The organism is Planctomycetaceae bacterium (assembly GCA_039680605.1).
GTDB lineage: Bacteria > Planctomycetota > Phycisphaerae > SM23-33 > SM23-33 > JAJFUU01.
Window position 1 is genome coordinate 146,417 of record JBDKTA010000039.1, and the last position, 23,569, is coordinate 169,985.

The window sequence follows — 23,569 nt, forward strand, 5'->3', positions numbered from 1 at the left end:
CCCTTTGCGGTAGCGGGCTAAAGGACCCCCAGCCATGAAGCGATTTACTCTCCGGAGCGGATGCTAGGGCAGGTCGGCGTTTTCGCGCAGGCCTTCGATGGGTTTGTTGTCGGCGCCGCGGATTCGGGCGCAGGCGGCGAAGTTGCCGTCGGCCTGGGTCACCTTCAGCAGCAGCACGTTCCATCCCTTGTTGAGGGTGACGGTGGCGTGGTCCTGGGCGATGCTGATCCCGCGCCGCGAATTGGCGGCGATTACCTGCTTTCCGTTGATCCAGGCCCGCAGGCCGTCGTCGCTGCCGGTTTCGAGCTTGGCCTGGCGATCATCCGGGCTGTAGATGCTCGTGCGAAGATACGCGGTGCAGTTGTGGAGCCCCTCGACGGCCTTGCTCAGGTCCACCGCCCAGGGGCGCGAGGCGTCGCCGCCGGCGGTGATCGGCCGCCAGACGACGGGGGCGTCGTGGGTCTCGGGCGGGAAGGGGATGTCGAACAGTTCGGTCGGGCCCTTGTCCGGCTGCGTATAGGGGCCGGCGAGCTTCCAGCTCAGGATATGGTCCTGTCCGCCTTCCAGGGCGGTGAGCAGTTCACGCGCGCCGGAGAGCACGAGGCCGTCGCACTTGGTCTTCAGGACCGCCTGCAGGGCCTGCGTGACGTCGTGGCGGTACTGGCGGGCGATGGACCTTGAGATGACCAGGATCGACGCGGCGGCCTGCGACTGCAGGGCCTGGTCGGCAAGGTGATGGCCCGCCAGCATCAGCGTGTCGAGTGAGGGCATGTCGGCGATATCTGACAGGACCAGCCGCTTCTCGTCGTCTCGCTTGGCGAGCATGAGGGCGCGGCGGTACATATCGAGCGCCTGGGCGGGGTTGTCGCGCCGCAGCGCCGCGGCCTGGCGCAGATACGCGCGCAGGGCGGCGGCGTGGTGGTCGAGATTCTCGCTCTTGGTGATGATCTCGATGAGGTCGTCGAGCACCGAAGCGTCGGGCCAATTGATGATGCACTGGGCGGCGGCGTCGCGGATGGCTTCGTTGGGGTCTTTGGCGGCGGCGTGGACGATCTTGAGGGCCTGTCCGCCGCCGATGCCTCCGATGGCCCGCAGCAGGCTGCAGCGGTCGCGGAGGTCTTCGCTGACGCTCAGCGACTTTGCGACGAGGATGACGGCCTTGTCCAGGTCGCCGCTTCGGCGCCCACAGAGGGCGACGGCCGACTCTGCGGCGGGGCGGTCATTGTCGCCGGTGGCGGCGAGCATGCGGCGGACGAGCATGGGCAGGTATCGCACCTCGGCGACGGCGGCGAGGGTTTTGAACGCCTCGCTGCGAACGATCTCGTCGTCATCGGTGCAGGCTTGGAGCAGCTCGGGGACGGCCCAGGCGGTCTTGCGGTCGGCCAGGCAGCGGAAGAGCTCGACTTTGATATTGTTCTTGGCAGGCTTGATCGCCCAGATGATCGCCTGGTCGACGGCGCGGCCTTGCAGGGCCCGCAGCGTCGCTCGGGCGGCGGCGGCAAGGGGTTCCTCTGCGCCGGTCATCTCCGCCAGCATGGGCACGCAGGCGGCGTCGCCAAGTTTGGCCAGGGCCACGACGGCCGCCAGGCGCGCGGAGGCGTGTTCGCCGCCGGCCGCGGTCATGATGGCCGATCGCGCGGCGGGGTCGTTGCGTTCGACCAGCACGCCCAGCAGGGCCACCTGCGCGGCGGCGTCAAGATCCTTCATGTCGCGCCCCATCGCCTCGGTAACCGCCGAGCCGACCATCGAGCGGGCGAGTTCGCGGGCCTTGGCCGCCATCGCCGGATCGGGGTTGATCAACAGCCGCGTCACCACGGGGGCGGCGCGGGTCGGGGCGGTGGCGGCCAGCCCGTGCAGGGCGGACAGTCGCAGCACCACCGGAACATCCTCGCCGGTGAGTTGCTCGCAGATGGTCATCGCCGCGTCGATCTTCCCGGCGGCGACCATCTCGCGCGCCACCCGGAGGCGCGCCTGGGCGATCGACGGGCGGTAGCGCGACGGCGCCTTGCCATAGGCCTTGACCAGCGCCGCGGCGGCGTCCGGCGTGGCGATGCGCGACAGCGCGGCGATAGCCGCGGCCAGGATCGCGTCGTTGTCCGGCGAAACGAACCCCAGCAGCGCGTCGATGGCCTGCTCGTCGCGACGGCGACCGGCCGAGTCGATCAGGCTGATGAGCTGGCGCCCTTTGAACCGCTTCAGGGCGACGCGCAGGGTCTCGCCCGCCTGGGGCAGGGGGATCGCTTCGAGCGACTGGACGGTTGTGGAGAACAGGTCGTCGCTGTTCATCGCCTTGGCGAGGCAGTCGACCGCCTCGGTCGTGCCGATCAGGGCCAGTTGGCGGCAGACGAATATTCTGCAGTCGAGGGTGGATTTGATTTTGTTGTCGAGTACCTTGACGAAGTACTCCACCAGTTGCGTTCGCACTTCGGGCGTGGCGGACTTGACGATCTCAGCGACGGCCTCGATGGCGTCGGCGCTCTTTCCGGACTGGTAGGTCAGCATGTCCTTGAGAGCGGCGGTCATCCCGGGAACTGCTTCGACGGGCGCTGCGGCGGAGGGTTCGGACGCGGCCTGGGTCGAAGGTTGAGCCGGCTGTGAAGCCGCTTCGCCGGCGGTCTGGGCCGCCGCACCGGCCGACAGCGCCGCCAGGACAGCCGTCAGTGCGGCAGAACGCATCCTATCGCGCAAAGACAACACGATACTTCCTTCCTGAGGTTGGGGGTAGTCAGTCTACCCGAAACGCCTCGGATATGACAGAGCCTGGTTGGCCCGCCAGGATGCCTACGCCTGGGCGGGCTTCTTGTAGACGTTCAGGCCGACCTTTTCCTGTCGGTCCGGGATGGTGGCGTTGCCCTCGGTCGAGGCGATGATGACCGTCTTGCCCGATGACGAAGGGCCGAACTCCTTGCTCAGGTCGACCTTGATCGTCAGGATATTGCCTTCAACGCTCATTTCCACGTTCTTCATGGCGCACTCCTTCGGAGGTTATGCACTTAATTGTTATCGTACAAATGGCCGTTGGGGCTGTTGCCTGTCCGCAGGAATTGCGGATTGGGGATTTCGGATTGTGGATTATGGACAGTACGTCGGCGATTGGTTCGCGACGGATATTCACCGCGGAGATCGCAGAGGACGCAGAGAAAAAAGAAGGAGTTTTTAACTTCTTCTTCCTCAGCGTCCTCCGCGACCTCTGCGGTTAAATTGCCCGAGCAAACCTATGAAATCCGAACCTCGCGGCGGGTCTTCTGGGAGTCGTAGACGCCGTTGAGCATTTTCATCAGCGTCACGCCGTGGGCGGCGCAGGGGATCGGCTGGCGGCGGGTCTGGATGCACTGGACGAAGTGCTTGACCTCGTCGGCGAAGGGGTTGTTGGCCGGCGGCTGGGGGGTGATGTCCATCTGCATGCCGTTGCGTTCGACGAAGATGGTCAGCGGGTTGACTTCGGCGCCGCCGAGGGTCCCGGCGATCTGGATGGCGCTGCCGCCACGCTGGTTGAGTGCCCAACTGGCCTCGAGGATCAGCACCGCGTCGTTGGCGAAGCGGATCAGGGCGAACGCCGAGTCGTCGACGTCGTACTTGACCCCGGCGGGCACGGTATGGGCGAAGCGGGTGTAGGCGGCCCCGCAGACGCTGACAGGGCGCGGGCAGCCCATCAGCCACCAGGCGTTATCCAGGGCGTGAACGCCGATGTCGATCAGTGCTCCGCCGCCGGCCCGCGACTTGTCCACGAACCAGCTCTTGGTCCCCAGCGGAATTCCGCGGCGGCGGTGGTAGACCGCCCGGCCGAAGTAGATCTCGCCCAGTTCGCCCGACTCGACATAGCGATGGATGGTGGTCGCGGCGCTGGTGAATCGCTGGCACAGGGCGTACATGAGGACCTTGCGGGCCTTCTTGGCCGCCGCGGCCATCGCCTGCGCCTCGGCGACCTTGCGGGCGGGAGGTTTCTCGCAGATAACGTGCTTTCCCGCCTGCAGGGCGGCGATGGTGATTGGGGCGTGCAGGTCATTGGGGACGGCCACGCTGACGGCGTCGAGATCGGCCTGGGCGAGCATTTTCCTGTAGCTGGCGAAGCCCTGGGGCACGTCGTACTCTTTGCACTTGGCGGCCAGCAGGTCGGTGTTGATGTCGCACAGGGCGACGACTTGTGCAGCCGTGTCGGACTTGTATCCTTTGAGGTGCTCGCAGCCGGGCCAGCCCACGCCGATGACGCCGATCTTGACGACCTTGGACATAATGTGGTTCCTTAATGTCCGGTCATTGTGGCGGGGGGGAAATAAATTGTCAAATTATGGCTGGCATGGCGGGGCGGAACGTGCAAAATAAAGCAGTCGCGTCAGGAGGACGACGCTAGAATTCAGTCAAATTGGTAAAACCCGGCAGATGAGTGCCAAGCCGTCCGGCCGGTAGTCCGGGGCGGTCCATAAAAAAGTTTCAGTACGCGGTCCTGCCTCGCCGAAAGGTGGTTAAGTTCAGCGAGCGAAAGACGGGTGAAGCAATGGACGCCGGAAACATCCGGGGGGAGAAGCCAAGAGCGAGGCTGTGCGAGACGGCCTTGGCGGCGCTTTGCCTATGCGGCAGCCTCTGGGCAGGGGACGGCACGTCGTCCAGCTCCGGCCAGGGCAGCCTCGATTCGCTGATCGCGGAGATTCGCCAGACTCGCGACATCCGCACCGCCGCGGCGCTGTACGCCCAGGCCCGGGCTATCGATCCGCGAAGCGAGGATCTTTACCACGCCTACATGGAGACGGCGCTCAAATGCGGGTTCCCAAGGCTGGCCTACTATGCGGCCGCGGAATTGACCCAACTCGACGCCCAGGATGGTCAGGCCTGGTCAGTGCAGGCATATTACAATGCTGTCCGCCAGGACTACCGCCAGGCGATATCGGCCGGCGCCCAGGCGGCCGAACTGCTACCGGCGAATCCTTCGCTGCTGAACAACATGGGATATCTGCTGGGGTGGTATGAAGGGCTGCCCATCCCGCCCCGGCTCAACAGCAACGTGACGCAGACCCTGGCGGTGCAGAAGCCCAACTGGCTCAAGTCGCCGGTGTTCGCCAAGTGCTATCAGGAGACGGTGACGGCCGCCAAGGCGTACAACGAGCACCTGGCGGTGTGCAAGGAGAAGGCACAGGAGACGCGGCGGCGGCTTGATACGCTGACGGGTCTGGCCAAGAAACTCCAGGCGGCGGTGTCGTCCAACGCGTCTGTGATCGACGCCTGCGACTCGAAGATCGACAGCCTTCAGGTGTCGCTGGACCGGACGCTGAACGATCCGACGATGTCCGAGGCGGCCAGGAATGCCCAGGCGCGCGGCATCGAGAGCCAGATGAACATCCTTCGCGAGCGCCGCAATCGCTGGAACGGCTACATGACCCAGGCCACGCAGCGGATGCAGTCGCTTTCGCAGGAGATCCGGGTGGCCGCCACGGCCAACACCGACGCCGAGAAGCGCCTTAAAGAAGCGGAGGTTCCGACGTTCAAGCCGGTGTGGCGGCCTCCGGATGTTGAGGGCGTGGTCACCGCCGACGCCGAGCCCAGCGGACCGACGGGCGTATCGGCCGCTCCCGCCGTTGCCGCCGCCGCGGCGCCGGCGCAGTCATCGTCGGCCTCGATCGAAACGCTTCTGGACATGGCCAAGCTGCTCATCCGCAACGGGCTGGAAGAGAAGGGCAAGGAATCGCTCAAGGCGATCATTACCAAGCATCCCTCGACGGCCGCGGCCAAGGAGGCCCAGGCCGTTCTGGACAACCCCGTCGCCGCGTACCAGGAGCGTCCTGCCCGCCCCGCCGAACCTGTCGTCGCTCAACCGGCGCCGACTGAGCAGGCCAAACCGCGCTCCCACCGCGCCAAGACTCCGCAAGCGCCGGCTAAGAAAGCCGATGCCGAAGAACTGCTCCAGGCCGCCCGTCTGCTGGTGCGAAACGATCAGTCCCAAGCCGCCCAAAGCCTCCTGCAGACGATCATGAATGACCATGCCGGCACGCCCGCGGCCCGCGAAGCCAAAGTGCTGCTGGCCGGGCTCAAGTAGCCGCTCGACCGGCAGATGCAGGTTCGACGCCGTTGAAAATGGGGCCGCTTTGCCGATAACCTTCTTCAACGCGCCAGGGCGCTAGTTAAGCCGCAGAGGTCGCTGAGGACGCTGAGGATGTTAAAAGATAAAACATCCTCTTCCCTTGTTTTCACCTCAGTGATCTCTGTGACTCTGTGGTGAGTGGTTCTTTTGCAGCAAGGAGAATCGAATGATCCAGCTTTATTGGAAGAACGCTTCCAGCGACGTCGTCACCGATAAGAACGGAATCTCCCGGGGCGACCTGGACACACTGGCCCCGGCCGTCGCGGCTGCGCACCGCGTGGTGCAGGAACAGATTCATGACGGTCACCTGGGATACGCCAAGCTGCCCACGCGGCGCGACTATCGCGACGCGGTGATGGCGCTGGTGAATCGCTACCGGGGCAATACGACGGACCTGGTGGTGCTGGGGATCGGCGGCAGCGCCTTGGGCAACATCGCCCTGCAGGCGGCGCTGAACCCCGCCACGTACAATTTGATGGGCGACAAGGTGCGCCCCGGCCCGCGCCTGTTCGTGCTCGACAACGTCGACCCGGCGATGATCTCCGACACGCTCAAGATCGTCCGCCGCCGCCTCAAGACCACGCTGGTCAACGTGATCTCCAAGAGCGGCGAGACGGCCGAGACCGCCAGCGCGTTCATGATCTTCCGCCAGGAGCTCAAAAAGAAGCTCGGCGACGACTTCGCCCAGCGCATCGTCGCCACCACCGACCTGGCCAAGGGCACGCTGCACGATATCGCCACGGCCGAGGGCTACCCCATGCTGGCGGTGCCCGACGACGTCGGCGGGCGCTTCAGCGTGCTCTCGCCGGTGGGGCTGTTCAGCGCCGCCATGTGCGGGATCGACATCGACGCGCTGTTGGGCGGGGCCGCCGCCATGCGGGCGCGGCTCGAGCAGAGCGACTGGCGGGCGAACATCGGCTGCGTGCTGGCGGCTATCACGTACCTGTCCTTTGCCCGCAAGGGCAAGCCGATGCACGTGATGATGCCTTACTCCAACCGTCTGTACCTTCTGGCCGACTGGTACCGCCAGCTCTGGGCCGAATCGCTGGGCAAGAACGTCGACCGCCAGAACGCCCCGGTCGTCGTCGGGCCCACGCCGATCAAGGCCCTGGGCACCACCGACCAGCACAGCCAGGTGCAGCTCTACCGCGAAGGCCCCAACGACAAGCTGACGATCTTCCTGGAAGTCGAGAAGCATCCGGACAACGTCCGCGTGCCCAAGAGCTTCGACGAGATCGCCGGGCTCTCATACCTGGGCGGCGCCCAGATGGGCAAGCTCCTCAACGCCGAGAAGCTGGCCACCGAGTTCGCCATGGCCAAGTCGCTGCGTCCGACGGTCACGCTGCGACTTCCCGAGATCACCCCCGCCGGCGTCGGCGAGTTCATCTACCTCTTCGAGTACGTCACCAGTTTGATGGGCGAGATGCTCAACATCGACGCCTACAACCAGCCTGCCGTCGAACTGGGCAAAAAAGCCACCTTCGCCCTCATGGGCCGCGGCGGTTATGAAGACGTCGCCAAAGAAATGAAGCCCTTCACGCGATTGGATAAGGACTACCTGCTCTAAGCGCCGGCGGCCGTGCGAAAAAAAGACGGGGACAGCCGCTGGGCTGTCCCCGTCTGATCGTCACAGGCGGTACGGTTACTTCTCGTCCTTGACCTCGTATTCGGCGTCGATGACATCTTCGCCGCCTTTGGGTTCTTTGCCTTCGCCGCCGGCTCCGGGGGGCGGGGTCTGCTCGCCGCCGGGGGCGCCGCCGGCCGCGCCGGCCTTCTTGTACATCTCCTCGGCAACCTTGTGCGAGGCCTGCTCGAGCGCCTCGGTCGCGCGGGTGATGGCGCTCATGTCGTCGCCCTTGAGGGCCTCACGCAGTCGCGAGATGGCCGACTCGATGTCGCCGCGCTCCTGCGCGCCGACCTTGTCGCCCATGTCCTTGAGGGCCTTCTCCGCCGTGTAAGCGAGTTGGTCGCCCTTGTTCTTGGCCTCGATCAGCTCGCGGCGCTTGCGATCGTCCTCGGCGTGGCTCTCGGCGTCCTTGCGCATCTTCTCGATCTCGGCACTGGACAGTCCGCTGGAGCCCTTGATCTCGATCGAGTGCTCCTTGCCCGTGCCCAGGTCCTTGGCGTGAACGTTGAGAATGCCGTTGGCGTCGATCTTGAACGCCACCTCGATCTGCGGCATGCCCCGAGGCGCCGGCGGAAGACCCGTCAGGTTGAAACGCCCCAGCGTGCGGTTGTCTGCGGCGAACTCGCGCTCGCCCTGCAGCACGTGAATAGTCACTTCGGGCTGGTTGTCCGCAGCCGTCGAGAAGGTTTCCTTCTTTTCGGTCGGGATGGTCGTGTTGCGTTCGATGAGCTTGGTCATCACGCCGCCGAGGGTCTCGACGCCCAGCGACAGCGGCGTGACATCCAGCAGCACCATCTGCTCCTCGACCTCGCCGCCCAGGATCGCGCCCTGGATGGCCGCGCCGATGGCCACGACCTCGTCGGGGTTGACCGACTTGTTGGGCTCTTTGGCGAAGAGCTCCTTGACGATCTGCCGCACGCGCGGGATGCGCGTCGAGCCGCCCACCAGCACGGCCTCGTCGACGTCCTTGGGCGAGAGCTTGGCGTCCGACAGCGCCCGCTTGCACGGGCCGACCAGTCGCTGGAACAGCTCCTCGCACAGGCCTTCGAACTTCGCCCGCGTCAGGGTCATCGTCAGGTGCTTGGGTCCCTCGGCCGTGGCGGTGATGAAGGGCAGGTTGATGTTGGCTTCCATCGCCGTCGACAGTTCGCACTTGGCCTTTTCGGCGGCCTCTTTGAGCCGCTGCAGGGCCATCGGGTCGTTGCGCAGGTCGATGCCCTCGTTGCGGCGGAACTCGTCGGCGATGAAGTGGATCAGGACCTCGTCGATGTCGTCGCCGCCGAGGTGCGTGTCGCCGTTGGTGCTGAGCACCTCGAAGACGTTGTCGCCGATATCCAGGATCGAGATGTCGAACGTGCCGCCGCCGAAGTCGAAGACCGCGACCTTCTCGTTCTTCTTCTTGTCCAGCCCGTACGCCAGGGCGGCCGCCGTGGGCTCGTTGATGATGCGCTCGACTTTGAGTCCGGCGATCTCGCCGGCTTCCTTGGTGGCGGTGCGCTGCGAGTCGTTGAAGTACGCCGGCACGGTGATGACGGCGCGTTTGACTTCCTGGCCGAGGTAGTCCTCAGCGGTCTTCTTCAGGTCGCCCAGGATCATCGAGCTGATTTCCTGGGGCGTGTAGAGTTTGCCGGCGACCTTGACCTTGACCAGGTCTTCGGCCCCGCCGACGATCTCGTAGGGCACCATCTTTTCTTCCGACGCCACTTCGTTGTGCCGCCGGCCCATGAAGCGCTTGATCGAGTAGATGGTGTTGGTCGGGTTGGTCACCTGCTGGTGTTTGGCGGGCTGACCTACCAGTCGCTCGCCCTTGTCGGTAAAGGCCACCACCGACGGCGTCAGGCGGCTGCCCTGCTGGTTGATCAGCACCTTGGGCTCTTTGCCCTCGAGGATCGCCACCACGCTGTTGGTCGTGCCCAGGTCGATTCCAATAATCTTGTCAGTCGCTGCCATAATTTTCACCTCATCAGTTATGGGTCCCCGCATCGGCTGCGCAGGCTGTCCCTCAGAAGCTTATGCAATCACGATGCCACAGATTTAAGCTAATCTTGTGCAAGCAGTTACAGAACGACCTCTACCGTCCGGATGTGCCATTTCGACCGCCTCAGCGGTCCGCAGGGCTGGCTTTGGCAGGCTTCTGCAATCCTCGGACATCAGGCCTCAGGCCCGCCCAGTGGAAGCGGCGACAGGGCATCGATCCCGTCGCAGGCGTTCTTGAGAAAGCACGCCAGCAGAATGAAGTAGGCCAGGTGGCACAAGCCCGCCATCAATACGGCTATGCCGCCTGCAGCGGCGGCTTCGGGCGTTTGGTCGGATATCAACGCTACGGCAAGCACCACCAGAAGAAGGCTGGCAGCCCACACGATCACCACACTGTTGCCCAAAGCTCGAGACGCCGGGCGCGACGGGGCTCCGGTCGCCGCCAACCGCCGGTTGTACCACTGGCACCAGCCGCCATGGGTGCGAAAAGCCCAGTACACGTTGAATAGCGGCATCAGCATGAATCCCACAGCCGCTCCGGGCGTGATCTCGGCCGGCTGCACCGCCCGCCACATTCGGTACAGGACGATCAAGTACAGCACCAACGCCGCTGCATATGCAACCGCGAGCAGAATCGTTAACAATCCTGCGGCAAGAAATAGGCCGTCGAACGGCTGCCTGCCGAAGATACTCAACAGCGACGAGATGAAGATTAGTCCAATGATGGCGATGATCAGGCTTCCGCAGAGGAGGTACCCACGATAGCATCCGCGGGCGACCTTGTCGGGCGCGCCGCAAGGGCGCAATGGCTGCCGGACCCCAGGAAGCGGCGGCGGCGATGTGCCGTCCGCCGGCGCTGCCACGATGAAGACCTCGCGACAATCCGGGCATCGGCCCTGCTTGCCTGCAAGCGAATCATCCGAAGTCAACCGCAACCCGCACTTGGGACAGACGATGATCATGTGCTTGCTCCCATGTCTGAAGCTGAACGATCGGAGACACGCACAACGGAGTTGTGCGTGGCACCCTGTTAATGCATGGGCGGGACGCCCATGCCACACAGCAAGAGCATGGGCGGGACGCCCATGCCACAAAGCAAGAGCATGGGCGGGACGCCCATGCCACACAGATTAATGATGCTCGCGGTGGTCGGCCGTGGGCGTGTGGTTGTGGAACTCGCCGTGCTGGTGCATGCGGTTGTGCAGCTTGCGGTGGACGCCCGTCAGCACCAGGCGCATGCGGCGGTGGGCCGTGGCGCTGTGGCGCGGACCCACCGTGTCCAGGTACGCCATCGCGCCTTCGATCTGTTCCAGGATCGTCATGGCGTCGGCCGCGGCGAAGAACTCGCTGCCCTTGACGTCGACAATCACCGGCGAGCTGTGCGCGGCGATCATTTCGGGCTTGTCCTTGTACTTCGCCCGCACCAGCAGCGCCACCCACGAGCTGCGGTCGATCTTGAGCGACCAGTGGCCGATGTCGCCGGAGGGGTCCACGCGGCGGCTGTCGCGAACCTCGCCGTTGACGATCAGCTCGACCTTGGTCATCGGCACGGTCACGCTGGCGACGCGGTATGTCACGTCGACCGTGCCGCCGGTGGCCTTCATGGCGATGCGCGTGCCGCTGGGGCGCCCTTCGACGGCGAAGTCGAGCAGCGGACCGAACGTCACGAACGTGCGGCCGTCGCGGATGGCCTGCTTCCACGCCTCGTACGTGAACGCCTGCCCGCGCCGGATCTGCGCGTACGTGCGCACAGTGCCCACGGCCGTGTTGGCGGACATCTTGTCGGTGCCGCCGACGGCGGCCACGAAGTACCCGCAGTTGAGGTAGCGGTACCAGTCGCACAGCGAGTACGCGTCGATGCCGTAATAGAGGTTGCCCCAGGAGGTCATCTCGACGCCCGAGACGGCGCCGTCGACGATGGCAGCGGCGTGCTCGGCCCGGGGGGCGGGGAAGTGCGGCACGATCACCACGCCGCCCTGGCGTTTGCACATGCGGGCCCACTCGGTCAGCAGGCATTCGACGCCGTCGCCGATGGCGGCCTCGTCGGCCCCGCCGGTGGTCATCGGGGCGATGATCGGCGGGCGGTAGCCCAGCAGCGAGATGTGCCCCAGGATGTGCTGGCGGTTCTCGGTGCCGACGCGCACCAGGTGCTCGCCGTCGCCGCCGGTAGCCTTCTCGCCGAGCGTCTTGCCGTCGAAGTCGCCCACGTTGGTCATCAGCTCGCCCCACTGGCTGGCCAGCAGGTTCACCACGTTGACGCCCTCGCCCGCGCCCTCCAGCAGCGCCGAATGCGGCGAGAGGAAATGCACATGCGTGTCGGCGCTGACCCACCCGGCCTGCCGCCAGGGCAGCACGCGCTCGATGGGGATGACGATCTCCTTCGTCGCGGCCGTCACGGTGACGACCTTGCGCACCGGGCGAATCTCGAAGCCCTTCGACACTTCGACGTACACCTTGCCCAGCGGCAGGTTGAGCGTCGTCTCGCCGGGGATGTACGAGCACAGGTGGCCGCCGTGGACGAAGTCCACGCTCCAGTCCTCGTACCAGCACGCGTTGGGGATGCGGTGGCGGTCCACCGGCGGCAGGTACTCGCCCGCCGCGCCGTGAACGTGCAGCTTGGCCGCGACGGGTTTCTTGCCGCCTTGCTCGACCACGCGCAGCGTCACGCGCTGAGTAGCCGGGGCGATCGCCACAAGTGGCACAGCCTTTCCAGGCTGTGAGGGTAGCACAGCCTTTCCAGGCTGTGAGGACAAAGATAGCTGTGAGGACACAGGCTGGAAAGCCTGTGCCACCGGGATCTTCCTGCCGCCGGCCAGGTGAAACGCCGCGTCAGCGTGGGCGGCGTACTCGACGACGATCTCGCGCGGGTTCACCCCGGGCATCTGATTGTTGTACGTGCGCGTCCAGGCGGCGCCGGATGGATACTCCAGCCGCGGCGCTGCCGAGATCACCTGCCCCATGTCCAGGGCGATCTGCGCGAGCCGCCCGTTGTCGTCCAGCGTGGAATCCCAATTTGCCCCGGCAGGCAAGGTCAGCACGGCCTTCTGCCGCGTGCCCCACACCAGCGGGTTGCTCGCAACGTTGCCGGCCGTCACCGCGCTGATGGCGATCATGCCCGAGACGCTCTCGAATCGCAGGGCGACGATCTTCTTTTCAGGGTGCGGATTCTCCATCGCCCACAGCCAGTTGACCCACCAGCCCATGTCGCCGCTAGCCGCCCGCGTCTGCGTCCAGCCCCAGCCGTGGCTGGGCTTCTCGTGGTTGGCCGGCACCGGGTGGGGCTTGTGCATCGCCACGGCCTGGAAGCAGTTCTCCCCCCAGCCGCGCTGCATGGGCCCGATCTGGTGCCGCCGGCGAATCTCGGCCGAGGCCTCGGTCCCGTCGGCGTACAGCAGCACGTAGTTGGCCACATGCTCGTTGAGATACCCCGGCCCGCGCCGCGGGCTCTCCGGACAGCCGCGCTGGTCGCGCGGCCAATCGCGAATCTCGCTGGTGTGCATAAACACCAGCCACCGAGCCCGCAGCGGTTTGAGCTTCCGCGTCACCGCCCCCTCGCGCAAGACAATTGCCTTCGCCCCGACATTAAACGGCACACCCCACCCGACGCACTTGCCCGAAGGCGCATGCGGGGCCGCATCCACCCAGCACCGAGTAGCCTGCGACTCCTTCAGATCCGTCAAGGCAACATTCCCCGAAAGAGGCAGCGGCGTGAAATGCGAACTGGCCGGACCGTCGATGACTGGTGGCATGGAACTTCTCCGATTGCGGATTTTTGACCTGCCTGCGGCAGGCAGGTTTCGGATTTCGGATTTCGGATTACCGACCCGGGCAAACTCCGCTGGTACGTTACTACAGTCCATGGCAATGTGAAATCAGAAATCGGATCGTGCCGTGAGTGACCGGATTTCCTGGCAGGAAATCCGGTCGCTCACAGAGCGGGAACGAAATGGAGACAGAAAAGGTCCGCGGATATCCGCTGGCCTATTTCGTTTTGTACTGCCTGACGTTCATCGCCTTCCACAGCAACCATGGGTGCGTCGTGATCCGGGTCGCCATGTCAGCGTCGTTCGTCAGCCGCTGCGGTTCGATCTGCCCGTGGTCCAGGATCGCATCCAGGAACGCCATCTCCTCAGCCGTCATCGGCAGTACTGCCCCAAGCCCCTGGCGACATTCGGTGATCATTTGGCGGACCCAGTCGCGCGACATCCCCCCCAGGAACTCGCGGCGAAGTACCGGAGCGAGCTGCTCCTGCAGTTCCTGCTCGTCGTAGCCCACGTCCTCAACCTTCACCGCCCGCCAGTCCTTGCGGTTCATCGCACCATAGAGCACAAAGCCACACCGGAGTTTCTGATGGTCAAGATGGGTCTTTGTGAGCATCTGATGGGCATCGAAGAGATCCCGCCCGGCCTGGCGGGCCAGCAGCGCCGCGAGTTTGCCGGCAGCCAGTTCGTGGATGTCCAGAACCGGGATCTGCCTGGCTGAATAGGAGCCGACCGTTGCATCCCTGATCATGATCGGCCAGAGCGGTACACGGAACATGAAGTTCAAATCGACCTCCAGATTGCCGCCCTCGCCCAGCGCGCTATCGTATCGCAACCGCCACTTCCCCCCGGCATGGTCGTTTGGCGCGCGTGTGATGGCCATGCCTTCGCGGGAACAAACCGCCCGCAGGGCCTCTTCAACCTTGGGACGTTCAGCCATCATCGTCTGGCGATCCATGGCCCCGACGTAGTTGAGGTCGATGTCCACGGATAGCCGAGGCATATCGAACAAGAAGAGGTTCAGGGCCGTGCCGCCCTTGAGCACCCACCGACCCTTGAGGAACGGATGGCTGTTGAACCCCTCCAGCAGGTTCAGCAGGTGGATCACCTTCTCCAGAATCTCGGGCCGGAACCCGGTGGCCTGCGCCTCGCGTGTGAGCTTCTGGCGTGAGATCTTCATGCGATCTCCTCCCACGTCCTCTCGGCCAACGACTTGGGAACTATGAGGCTCCATTCCTTGACCAGCGTCCCACCCTTGCTTCGCTGCAGGTAGTGCGGCTGGCGGGGACGTAGATTCCGCAGCGGGTTCAGATGTCGGTCCTCGACCATCAGTGGCGTGGCATGCTGCTCGAGGTAGAAGCCCACCTTGGCTGCCGTCGTCCGATTGCCCAGAAGCTTGACGTATTCAACCACCAGGTCCAGGTCGAAGTACTCGACTGATTCCAGCGACCGCCAGATATCTTCCCACCCGCCGCCAAGTTCGGGGCGATCCAAAAGGTCCACCAGTGTTCGTTCAAGGCGGGCGACCCGGATCTCGGCGCCGTAGCGTTCGACGCTCTTGGTGGCGAAGTGCTGGCGACCCTTCTCTCGAAGAGCTTTTGGGAAGACGACACATTCGAAGCGGCAGCCTCGAAAGACAAATGGACGAAGCGGCTTGTTGCTCTGGAAGAAATACCGCTCGAACACGGAGTGGGCCTTGCCATGCACCTCCAGTGCGGTGTGGTACGCCACAACGGCATCCTGCGATGACTTGCCGGCTATGAGGTAAGGATCGACAGGATAGTCGGCTGGATCGCTTTCTGGCGGAACCACTCCGTAGAGGCCGCGGCGTATGCGGACAAGATGTCCTTGCCGGAGATGGTAAGACACCAGCGCCTCGCGGGATCGCTTGTTGCGGGAATACTCCTGATCAAGCCATGCCTGAAGTTCCGCCAGCGTGACCACCGGTTCTTCAAAGGCCAGGTTATGGATCTTCATGGCCGACTCCACTTGAACAATCGTGCTGTTACACGGTACTCGATTATGTGTTTCGACACACAGCATCAAGTATCGACGGCCAACTCGTCCAAACTTGATTCTATTTGCCGAAATACGTTAATATATTACGTGTTTCGTCTAGTTAGTTCAAGTCAGATCGATCTGACCCGATCAAGTCAATCGAGTACCCTCCGATTGCGGATTACATCGTGTCGCGGGCGTCTCGCCCGCGCATGCCGAGGGCATCTTGCCCTCGACTGACAGGCTATCTTCCTTTGCATCGAGGCGGGGTGCCCACGGCACCGTTACGTTACTACAACAGTCGGCACTGTGAAATCAGAAATCCCGATAGCAGTCACGGCTCCACTTCCTGCGCCCAGGGTTGGGCCGCGCGGCGGCGCCTTCGGATCAGATATTGCAGGAGCAGCGAAAGCGACCAGATTCCCAACGATACGAGCAGGTAGAGGTGTGCCTTTGATCCTTCCTTAATTTCGAAATTCACCCTGCACAACCAGAACGCGAGCACCACAAACATGGCCCAGGTCGGAATCCATGTCAGACGCATGCTACGGTATCTGGCCACAGGCTCATGGCGTGGCGAAAGATCATCCGTCACCTGTGCCAGAGCGCCTGCGATCAGGGCGAATGTCCAACAGGAGATCAGGACGATCATTCCTTCGTGCCGCCGGTGGGCAAGGGACAGGCCTATGCCCAACACGCTCGCGGCCGGGAGGCTTGAGCAAAGGATGATGAGCAGGCCTCGGATGTTGGTGCCCAGAAATAGCATCGCTGCTGCCTTTGACAGGCACTATAAATGCCGCCGGTCACGCGGTCAACACCTACGGAGCATGAGGGCAAAACGTCTACTATTCGGGGTCCGCGCACACCACAATTGAAGGCGATTCCCGCGAAACCGCTGTGAAAAGTACAACAAAGTGCAAGGAAGTGGAATTGTGGCACGGCCCGTACCACTTTCGGGGGGCGGGCGGTCTTGCACTTCCCGCGAAACCGCTGTGAAAAGTACAACAAAGTGCAAGGAAGTGGAATTGTGGCGCGGCCCGTACTACTTTCGGAAGGGGCGACCTGCGGTACCGGCGCGCTGACGGCGATCAACGGGCGGCTTACAACTTTGCCGCAAAGATCACAAAGACCACGAAGACGCTGTCTCAGAAGTGGCATGGGCGTCCCGCCTGGGCAAAGTGCAGGGACATGGCCGAGTCCTTCGACAGGCTCAGGATGAAGCGGCCATGCGACTCACGGGCGAGACGCCCGTGCTACGAAGATTCTGAGATCGCTGCGAAAACTTTTTCTGTGTCCTTTGTGATCTTTGTGGCCACGCTCTTTACCGATCGCGCAGGCGCACGACGCGGCCATTGCCTAACGCGGGCAAGAGGCTTACTCTGTAGCGGTGCGGACGGACTCACAAAAACATCTGAAGCGCAGGAAGGCACTCGACGGCGGCGCCGTGCTGCTGGAGGAGTCGGCGGCCAAGGGGCCGCTGGACCTGGCGGGGCTGTTTGGCAACGCGCGGCCGGTCGAGGTCGAGATCGGGTGCGGCAAGGGGACGTTCCTGCTGACTCGGGCTAAGGCGCGGCCGGAGGTGAACTTCATCGGCCTGGAGTACGCGCGGGCGTACGCGTTGTACTGCGCCGACCGGTTCCGCCGCGCGGGGCTGGAGAACGTTCGGATGCTGGCTGCAGACGCGGGGGCGTTTTTCAAAACCGCCCTGGGCGAGGCGAGCGTGCAGCGGGTGCATATTTATTTTCCCGACCCGTGGCCCAAGCGCAAGCACCACCGGCGGCGGCTGATTCAGCCGGCCTTTATAGAGCAGGTTCGCCGGGTGCTGACGGCAGGGGGGCTGTTGCAGATCGTGACGGACCACCGCGAGTACTTCGAGCAGATCCGCCGCGTGCTGGCCGAGGCGAGCGGATTTGCGACGATCGACTTCCCGTCGATGACCGACGCGGCCGGCGAGATCACCGGCACGAACTTCGAGCGCAAGTACATCGCCCAGGGTCGGCCGTTCTATTCGATTGCGCGGATGAAGATTTCGTGATCGTGTCGCGGACGTCTCGTCCGCGAGTGCCGCAGGCGTCCCGCCCGCGGAAGAGGAGGATGGACCTGCATCAGGCGAGGGCAAGATGCCCTCGCCACGCGCGGGCGAGACGCCCGCGACACGATGCGGCGATTCGTACTACAGATAGAGCGGATTGGTCCAGGCCATGCGGCCGTTGACGTCGGTCACTCTCGCTCGCACGAAGGGCAGGGGGTTGCCCCACCAGTCTTTCTTGAACTCGGCGGCGAACTCGGTGACGGTCTTGCCCGGTTCGGCTCGCAGCAGCGCGCCGTAGGGGGCGGTGGAGATGAAGTGGATGCTCGCAACGGGGCTGCAGCGGATGACGATCTTGTCGCCGTCGGCGCGGAAGTCGTGGATCTCCGGTCCGCACGTCGAATAGAACGCGCCGGTCTTGACGGCCTCGATCACGCCGGCGGCGGTGAGGCCTTTCATCTTGAGCATGGTCCATCCGCCGAAGGCGTCTTGCAGTTCATGGTGTACGTCGTCGACGGCGGTGGCCGGCAGGTGCATGCCCTGCTCGAGAGCGTAGGCCCATTCGTTCTCGCTGCAGGCGCGCCCCGAGTTGTCGCACGTGCGGTTGTAGACCTCGACGGCCGCGAGACCCTTGAGGTCCTTGAACTGCTCGAACTGATACCCGCACCAGTACGGGTGGGCGAGGACGACCGCGCCGCCGGCGGCGTTGACGCGGCGGATGAACGTGTTGGCCTGGAGGTTCTTGAACTTGAGGGCGGCGTCGACGTTCAGGGCCACCAGGTGATACGTGTTGCGGTGCCCCGGGCACTTGGGGTGAAACTCCATGCCGCTGACGAGGAGCATGCGGCCGTTGGGCAGGGGCTTGAGGTCGTTGACGGCGTTGTGGTCGGTCAGGGCCAGGACGTGGTATCCGGCCTTGCGATACTGCTTGACGCGGTCAGCGGGGGTGAGATGCCCGTCGGACGTCTTGGTGTGCGTGTGGAGATTGGCCTTGAACCATCGGCCGGGGATTTCGAAGGGGTTGACAAAGCGGGCGGGTTTTTTAGCCATCAGCGTGCGGCCTCCAAAGCGCAGTTGCCCCAGTGTATCCCCGGCGTGGGCAAAAGCAAGCGGGCAAGAAAACGGAGTCGCTTGACCGATGATAGCAGAGGCGGTTAGAATATGTTTGCGGAGGCGGGCGATGAGAGGCCGCGCGGCGGCAGTCTCATGTCCCGGCTCATGCAGCGTAACCTTCCGCGGCGGCAGCCTTCCAGGAGTCATTCCAGAACCGGCATTACAGCGACCCACCAGAAGATACCCCTATGGCACGACGACATCGAAAACGGCTCGGCGAGATTCTGACCGAATGGGGCGTCGTCACCGGCGCGGGCATCAACGACGCTCTCGAGCACGCCAAGAACGAAGGGCTTCGCACGGGCGAGGCGCTGATCGCGATGGGCCTGGCCGACGAAGAAGACGTCACCAAGGCCCTGGCCAGCCAGTACGACATGGAGTACATCGACCTCGATAAGAATGTCGTTGTGCCCACCGAGATGCACCTGATCCCCGAGGAGCTCATCCGCAAGCACCAGGTGCTGCCGCTGGCGATGGAAGACGGGAAGCTCAAGGTCATCATCACCGACCCGCTGGACCTGGAAACGCTCGACATGCTGCGTTTCCGCCTCAACTGCGACCTCGACCCCTGCCTGGCCAGCAAGACCCGAACCCGAAACTTCATCGACCAGTACGTCCGCACTGACCTGTCCATCGACAAAGCGGTGGCCGACCTGGGCCTGACCGACGAGCAGTCGGCCGTGGCCAACCAGATGGACGAGGTGTACGACCAGAACTCGGCCCCGATCATCCGCCTGGTGACGATGATCATTACCGAGGCGGTGAAGAACCGCTCGTCGGACATTCACATCGAGCCGATGGCCAACCGCGTGCGGGTGCGCTACCGCCTCGACGGCGTCTGCATCGAGCGCGACAACATTCCCAAGCGCATGCAGGGCTCGGTCATCAACCGATTCAAGATCATGGCGGGGATCGACCTGGCCGAACGCCGCCTGCCCCAGGACGGGCGCATCAAGATGCTGGTGGGCGGGTCGAACATCGACTTCCGCGTCTCGGTGCTTCCGGCGTACCACGGCGAGAGCGTGGTGCTGCGTATTCTGCGCCCCGAGAGCGTCCGGATGGGCGTTCCGGCTCTGGGTTTCGAAGAGGACGACAACACCCGCTTCCGGCGGATCATCAAACGCCCCAACGGCGTGTTCCTGGTCACAGGCCCGACCGGTAGCGGCAAAACCACCACGCTTTATGCCGCTATCAACGAACTGAACCGCCCCGACCGCAAGATCATCACGGCCGAGGATCCGGTCGAGTACAATTTCAGCGGCGTCAACCAGGTTCAGGTCAACGACCAGATCGGTTTGAGCTTTGCCCGGATTTTGCGAGCTATGCTGCGTCAGGCGCCGAACATCATCCTCGTCGGCGAAATCCGCGATATTGAGGTCGCCAACGTGGCAATTCAGGCCGCACTGACTGGACACTTGGTTTTCAGCACACTTCACACCAACGATGCACCCTCGGCAATCACCCGTTTGACCGAGATGGGCGTCAAGCCTTTTCTGGTCGCCAGCAGTATTCAGGCCATTATGGCCCAGCGTCTGGTGCGCGTGATCTGCAAGGAGTGCAAAGAGGAATATCCCAATCCCGATCCGCGAATCATGCGGTTGCTGGGGTTCTCCGACGATGAGATGAAGAACAAAACCTTTTACAGGGGAAGAGGTTGCAACGCGTGCGGCGGCACAGGATACCGCGGCCGCCAGGGCATCTTCGAGTTGATGGAGATGAACAACGCTTTGCGCGAGCTGGCGTTCAACAGCGCGCCGCTAAAGGATTTGCGCATTGCCGCCCGGGCCACCGGAATGCGCAGCCTGCTCGAAGATGGAAAGTTGAAGATATCCTCCGGTATCACCACGCCTGAAGAACTTGTGCGAATTGCACAAATTGAAGAACTCGTCCCAGAATAGTCTGGGGGCGATGTTTTTGGTTTAAGTTACTGCCCGCGAAAAGATTATATCGCCTGAACCGCCCCCTGGGCTCTGAAGAGGTCTTTGCCTTGCCGGGCGGAGCAGCGAATAATCGAATCAGGGAGGGTGAGCACGCCCATGGCAACCGTGAGCATAGACAGGCTGTTGGAGACTTGCATCAAGCGAGGTGCCAGCGACTTGCACCTCCACGTCGGCAGGCCGCCGACGCTGCGTCTCCATGGCCGCCTCAGACCGCTGGAAACGAAAGTCCTCGACCCCGACGATACCGTCAAGCTCATGTCGCAGATCACGCCCGAGCGAGCCCAGCAGGAAGTGCAGGAAAAGGGCGGCACGGACTTCGGTTTCGACTTCGGCGAGGCCGGACGCTTCCGCGTGTCGGTCTTTCACCAGAGGGGCAACATCTCGATGTCGCTGCGTCTGATCCCCTCCAAGCTGTTCAGCTTCGAGGAGATCGGCCTGCCCTCGATCGTCAAGGTGCTCTGCCGGCGGCCTCGAGGGCTGTTCCTGGTGACCGGTCCGACCGGCTCGGGCAAGACGACGACGCTGGCGACGATGGTCAACTACATTAACGAGCATTTCGACAAGCACATCATCACCATCGAAGACCCGATCGAGTATTACCACCCGCACAAGAAGTCGATGGTCAACCAGCGCGAGGTCGGCCAGGACGTTCCGTCGTTCTCCGAGGCCCTTCGCCGCGTGCTGCGCATGGACCCGGACGTGATCCTCGTCGGCGAACTGCGCGACTTGGAGACGATCGAGTCGGCGCTGCGGGCGGCCGAGACCGGCCACCTGGTCTTCGGCACGCTGCACACCACCAGCGCCCAGGGGACGGTGACGCGCATTGTCGACCAGTTTCCCGTCGACCAGCAGGAGCAGATCCGCATCCAGTTGTCCGACGTGCTCATCGGCGTGCTGTGCCAGACGCTCATCCCGCGCAGCGACGTTCGCGGCCGCATCGCGGCGTTCGAGTTCATGGTCGTCTCCAAGGCCATCGCCAACCTGATGCGCGAGAACAAGACTTACCGAATCCCGTCCTCCATCCAGACCGGCGGCAAGCTCGGCATGCGGTTGATGGACGACCACATTTACGAATTGGTCTCGCAGAACAAGGTCTCGCAGGAAGACGCGATGGATTTCTGTCAGAGCCCCGCCGATATGCAGGAAAAGCTCGACGCCCTGCGGGCCGGTCGCCCGTTGCCGCCGCCGCAGGCGGTATCGGACCAGTCCCTCGCCGGGAGCGGAGCCTAGATCATGGCCAAACTGCCTGAACATCCCAAGTACGACGTCAGCCAGCTCCGGGCCCGCCCCATCGGGCGCGTGCTGGTCAAGATGGGCAAGGTCACGCGCGACCAGGTACACGAGGCGCTGGACGTCCAGAAGCAAAAGGGCGGTCCGCTGGGGCAGATCCTGGTGGACCTGGCGTACATCACCGCCGGCGACCTGACGCTGGCGCTGGCGTTCCAGGCGGGCATGGAATACATCGACCTCAAGGACATCACCATTCCCGAGGAGGTCGTCCGCCAGATTCCCGCCCAGATGGCCAACGCCTATAAAGTGGTGCCCCTCGAGCACGACCCGGCCAGCAAACGCCTCGTGGTGGCGATGGCCACCAGCGACAACTTCCGCGCCCAGGACGACCTTCGGACGCTGATGGGTTTCGACGTGGTGGCCAAAATCGCCGACATCGAGCAGCTCAACTCGGCCCTGATGAAGTATTACGAAGTGGCCCCGGAGTCCATCGGCGACCTGATCAACGAGATCGCCGGCGACGAGCAGCTGGCGGTGCTGGAAGACCGCGGCGAGAGCATCGACCTGACGACGCTGAAAGAGATGGCCGAATCCAGCCCGGTCAAGAACCTGGTCAACATGGTGCTCTTCGAGGCCATCCGCAACCGCGCCTCGGACATCCACTTCGAGCCCTTCGAAGACGAGTTCAAGATGCGCTACCGCATCGACGGGGTGCTGTACGAAATGCTCCCGCCGCCCAAGAGCATCGCCATGGCCATCGCCTCGCGCATCAAGGTCATGTCGAACCTCGACATCGCCGAGCGCCGCGTCCCCCAGGACGGGCGCATTGAGCTGGTCGTCCAGGGCGCCCCGGTGGACCTTCGCGTGGCCGTCCTGCCCACCAGCGGCGGCGAGAGCGTCGTCATGCGCGTGCTCGACCGCAGCCAGGTCTCGCTGGACCTGGAGCGCGTGGGCATGCGCGACGACGACCTGCGCATCTTCCGCCAGTTGATCGCCCGCCCCAACGGCATCGTGATCGTCACCGGACCGACCGGCTCGGGCAAGACCACCACGCTGTACTCGGCGTTGAGCGAGCTCAACGAACCGGGGGTGAAGATCCTCACCAGCGAAGACCCGGTGGAATATGATATTGACGGTCTGGTACAGGTGCAGATCAATCCGGATATCGGTCTGACGTTCGCCCGGTGCCTGCGCAGTTTTCTGCGTCAGGACCCCGACGTGATCCTCATCGGCGAGGTGCGCGACCTGGAGACTTCCGAGATCGCCGTGCAGTCGTCGCTGACGGGGCACCTGGTCTTCACGACGCTGCACACCAACGACGCCCCCTCGTCCATCGCCCGACTGCTGGACCTGGGCCTGGAACCCTTCCTGGTCACCGCGACGCTGGAGGGGATCGTGGCCCAGCGCCTCGTGCGGCGCATCTGCCCGCGCTGCAAGGAAGAGTTCGTCCCCACCGAAGAAATGCTCATGGAGCTGGGGCTCAAGCCCGAGAACGTCGCCGGGCGAACGCTCTACCGCGGCGTCGGCTGCGACAGTTGCCGCAACACCGGCTACACCGGCCGCGTGGCGATCTTCGAGATCATGCTCCTCGACGACACCATCCGCGACCTGATCCTGGCCCGTTCGAGCACCAACGTGCTGCGCGAGGCCGCCCGCAAGCGCGGCATGCGAACGCTGCGCGAGAGCGGGCTGCTGGCGATCTATGACGGACTGACGACGATTGAAGAGGTGGTCGCCCAGACCATCAGCGAGGACCGCGAAGTCGAGTAAGGTGCATAGGCTTTCCAGGCTATGACGCCACAGGAAGAGGTTGTGAAGCCA

16 protein-coding genes are annotated in these 23,569 nt (G+C 63.9%); 6 read left to right on the top strand and 10 right to left on the bottom strand.

Annotation, left to right across the window (positions count from 1 at the left end):
• Positions 1–63: 63 nt before the first annotated feature.
• From ABFD92_11590 to ABFD92_11600, 3 genes are all read right to left on the bottom strand, one after another.
• Positions 64–2,676: a HEAT repeat domain-containing protein gene (locus tag ABFD92_11590; GenBank protein MEN6505177.1), complete on the bottom strand. Its 2,613-nt coding sequence runs from the start codon at positions 2,674–2,676 to the stop codon at positions 64–66.
• A gap of 105 nt (positions 2,677–2,781) precedes the next feature.
• On the bottom strand, positions 2,782–2,967 hold the full coding sequence (locus ABFD92_11595; GenBank protein MEN6505178.1) for a hypothetical protein: 186 nt from the start codon (positions 2,965–2,967) through the stop codon (positions 2,782–2,784).
• A 248-nt stretch (positions 2,968–3,215) separates the two neighbouring features.
• The gene (locus ABFD92_11600) at positions 3,216–4,232 is read right to left on the bottom strand and encodes a Gfo/Idh/MocA family oxidoreductase (GenBank protein MEN6505179.1); all 1,017 of its coding nucleotides are present in this window, start codon (positions 4,230–4,232) and stop codon (positions 3,216–3,218) included.
• A 263-nt stretch (positions 4,233–4,495) separates the two neighbouring features.
• On the opposite strand from ABFD92_11600, the gene ABFD92_11605 reads away from it, so the two are divergent.
• Together ABFD92_11605 and ABFD92_11610 are read left to right on the top strand one after the other, a co-directional pair.
• A complete protein-coding gene (locus ABFD92_11605) occupies positions 4,496–6,028 on the top strand; it encodes a hypothetical protein (protein MEN6505180.1) in 1,533 nt (510 codons plus the stop codon).
• Between the two features lie 211 nt (positions 6,029–6,239).
• The gene (locus ABFD92_11610) at positions 6,240–7,640 is read left to right on the top strand and encodes a glucose-6-phosphate isomerase (protein ID MEN6505181.1); all 1,401 of its coding nucleotides are present in this window, start codon (positions 6,240–6,242) and stop codon (positions 7,638–7,640) included.
• A gap of 75 nt (positions 7,641–7,715) precedes the next feature.
• On the opposite strand, the gene dnaK is transcribed toward ABFD92_11610, so the two are convergent.
• The 6 genes from dnaK to ABFD92_11640 all read right to left on the bottom strand — a co-directional run bounded on the left by dnaK (position 7,716) and on the right by ABFD92_11640 (position 16,202).
• Positions 7,716–9,650 (bottom strand): molecular chaperone DnaK, encoded by a 1,935-nt coding sequence (dnaK, locus tag ABFD92_11615; protein ID MEN6505182.1) that lies wholly within the window; start codon positions 9,648–9,650, stop codon positions 7,716–7,718.
• Positions 9,651–9,850: 200 nt separating this feature from the next.
• Positions 9,851–10,639 (bottom strand): DUF4328 domain-containing protein, encoded by a 789-nt coding sequence (locus ABFD92_11620; GenBank protein MEN6505183.1) that lies wholly within the window; start codon positions 10,637–10,639, stop codon positions 9,851–9,853.
• A 168-nt stretch (positions 10,640–10,807) separates the two neighbouring features.
• Positions 10,808–13,426 carry a CehA/McbA family metallohydrolase gene (locus ABFD92_11625; GenBank protein MEN6505184.1) on the bottom strand — a complete coding sequence of 873 codons (2,619 nt, stop codon included), beginning with the start codon at positions 13,424–13,426 and terminating at the stop codon, positions 10,808–10,810.
• A gap of 232 nt (positions 13,427–13,658) precedes the next feature.
• Positions 13,659–14,618 (bottom strand): nucleotidyl transferase AbiEii/AbiGii toxin family protein, encoded by a 960-nt coding sequence (locus ABFD92_11630; GenBank protein ID MEN6505185.1) that lies wholly within the window; start codon positions 14,616–14,618, stop codon positions 13,659–13,661.
• Positions 14,615–15,415, bottom strand: a complete 801-nt coding sequence (locus ABFD92_11635; protein ID MEN6505186.1) for a transcriptional regulator — start codon at positions 15,413–15,415, stop codon at positions 14,615–14,617. Before ABFD92_11635 ends, ABFD92_11630 begins: the two co-directional genes overlap by 4 nt.
• A gap of 355 nt (positions 15,416–15,770) precedes the next feature.
• A complete protein-coding gene (locus tag ABFD92_11640) occupies positions 15,771–16,202 on the bottom strand; it encodes a hypothetical protein (protein MEN6505187.1) in 432 nt (143 codons plus the stop codon).
• 621 nt (positions 16,203–16,823) lie between these two features.
• Between ABFD92_11640 and trmB the strand changes: the two genes are divergently transcribed.
• A complete protein-coding gene (trmB, locus tag ABFD92_11645) occupies positions 16,824–17,471 on the top strand; it encodes a tRNA (guanosine(46)-N7)-methyltransferase TrmB (protein ID MEN6505188.1) in 648 nt (215 codons plus the stop codon).
• Positions 17,472–17,609: 138 nt separating this feature from the next.
• Here the strand turns inward: trmB and ABFD92_11650 are convergent, their stop codons facing one another.
• Entirely contained in the window at positions 17,610–18,515 is a 906-nt protein-coding gene (locus tag ABFD92_11650; GenBank protein MEN6505189.1) for a CehA/McbA family metallohydrolase, read from the bottom strand.
• A gap of 251 nt (positions 18,516–18,766) precedes the next feature.
• Between ABFD92_11650 and ABFD92_11655 the strand changes: the two genes are divergently transcribed.
• The 3 genes from ABFD92_11655 to ABFD92_11665 all read left to right on the top strand — a co-directional run bounded on the left by ABFD92_11655 (position 18,767) and on the right by ABFD92_11665 (position 23,518).
• On the top strand, positions 18,767–20,476 hold the full coding sequence (locus tag ABFD92_11655) for an ATPase, T2SS/T4P/T4SS family (GenBank protein ID MEN6505190.1): 1,710 nt from the start codon (positions 18,767–18,769) through the stop codon (positions 20,474–20,476).
• A 138-nt stretch (positions 20,477–20,614) separates the two neighbouring features.
• The gene (locus ABFD92_11660; GenBank protein ID MEN6505191.1) at positions 20,615–21,748 is read left to right on the top strand and encodes a type IV pilus twitching motility protein PilT; all 1,134 of its coding nucleotides are present in this window, start codon (positions 20,615–20,617) and stop codon (positions 21,746–21,748) included.
• Between the two features lie 3 nt (positions 21,749–21,751).
• The gene (locus ABFD92_11665; protein MEN6505192.1) at positions 21,752–23,518 is read left to right on the top strand and encodes an ATPase, T2SS/T4P/T4SS family; all 1,767 of its coding nucleotides are present in this window, start codon (positions 21,752–21,754) and stop codon (positions 23,516–23,518) included.
• Positions 23,519–23,569: the final 51 nt, after the last annotated feature.

Bases quoted from the DNA above. Each gene is read 5' to 3' on its own strand.
- ABFD92_11590 (MEN6505177.1), bottom strand. From the start codon at position 2,676: ATGCGTTCTGCCGCACTGACGGCTGTCCTGGCGGCGCTGTCGGCCGGT.
- ABFD92_11595 (MEN6505178.1), bottom strand. From the start codon at position 2,967: ATGAAGAACGTGGAAATGAGCGTTGAAGGCAATATCCTGACGATCAAG.
- ABFD92_11600 (MEN6505179.1), bottom strand. From the start codon at position 4,232: ATGTCCAAGGTCGTCAAGATCGGCGTCATCGGCGTGGGCTGGCCCGGC.
- ABFD92_11605 (MEN6505180.1), top strand. From the start codon at position 4,496: ATGGACGCCGGAAACATCCGGGGGGAGAAGCCAAGAGCGAGGCTGTGC.
- ABFD92_11610 (MEN6505181.1), top strand. From the start codon at position 6,240: ATGATCCAGCTTTATTGGAAGAACGCTTCCAGCGACGTCGTCACCGAT.
- dnaK (MEN6505182.1), bottom strand. From the start codon at position 9,650: ATGGCAGCGACTGACAAGATTATTGGAATCGACCTGGGCACGACCAAC.
- ABFD92_11620 (MEN6505183.1), bottom strand. From the start codon at position 10,639: ATGATCATCGTCTGTCCCAAGTGCGGGTTGCGGTTGACTTCGGATGAT.
- ABFD92_11625 (MEN6505184.1), bottom strand. From the start codon at position 13,426: ATGCCACCAGTCATCGACGGTCCGGCCAGTTCGCATTTCACGCCGCTG.
- ABFD92_11630 (MEN6505185.1), bottom strand. From the start codon at position 14,618: ATGAAGATCTCACGCCAGAAGCTCACACGCGAGGCGCAGGCCACCGGG.
- ABFD92_11635 (MEN6505186.1), bottom strand. From the start codon at position 15,415: ATGAAGATCCATAACCTGGCCTTTGAAGAACCGGTGGTCACGCTGGCG.
- ABFD92_11640 (MEN6505187.1), bottom strand. From the start codon at position 16,202: ATGCTATTTCTGGGCACCAACATCCGAGGCCTGCTCATCATCCTTTGC.
- ABFD92_11650 (MEN6505189.1), bottom strand. From the start codon at position 18,515: ATGGCTAAAAAACCCGCCCGCTTTGTCAACCCCTTCGAAATCCCCGGC.
- ABFD92_11655 (MEN6505190.1), top strand. From the start codon at position 18,767: ATGGCACGACGACATCGAAAACGGCTCGGCGAGATTCTGACCGAATGG.
- ABFD92_11660 (MEN6505191.1), top strand. From the start codon at position 20,615: ATGGCAACCGTGAGCATAGACAGGCTGTTGGAGACTTGCATCAAGCGA.
- ABFD92_11665 (MEN6505192.1), top strand. From the start codon at position 21,752: ATGGCCAAACTGCCTGAACATCCCAAGTACGACGTCAGCCAGCTCCGG.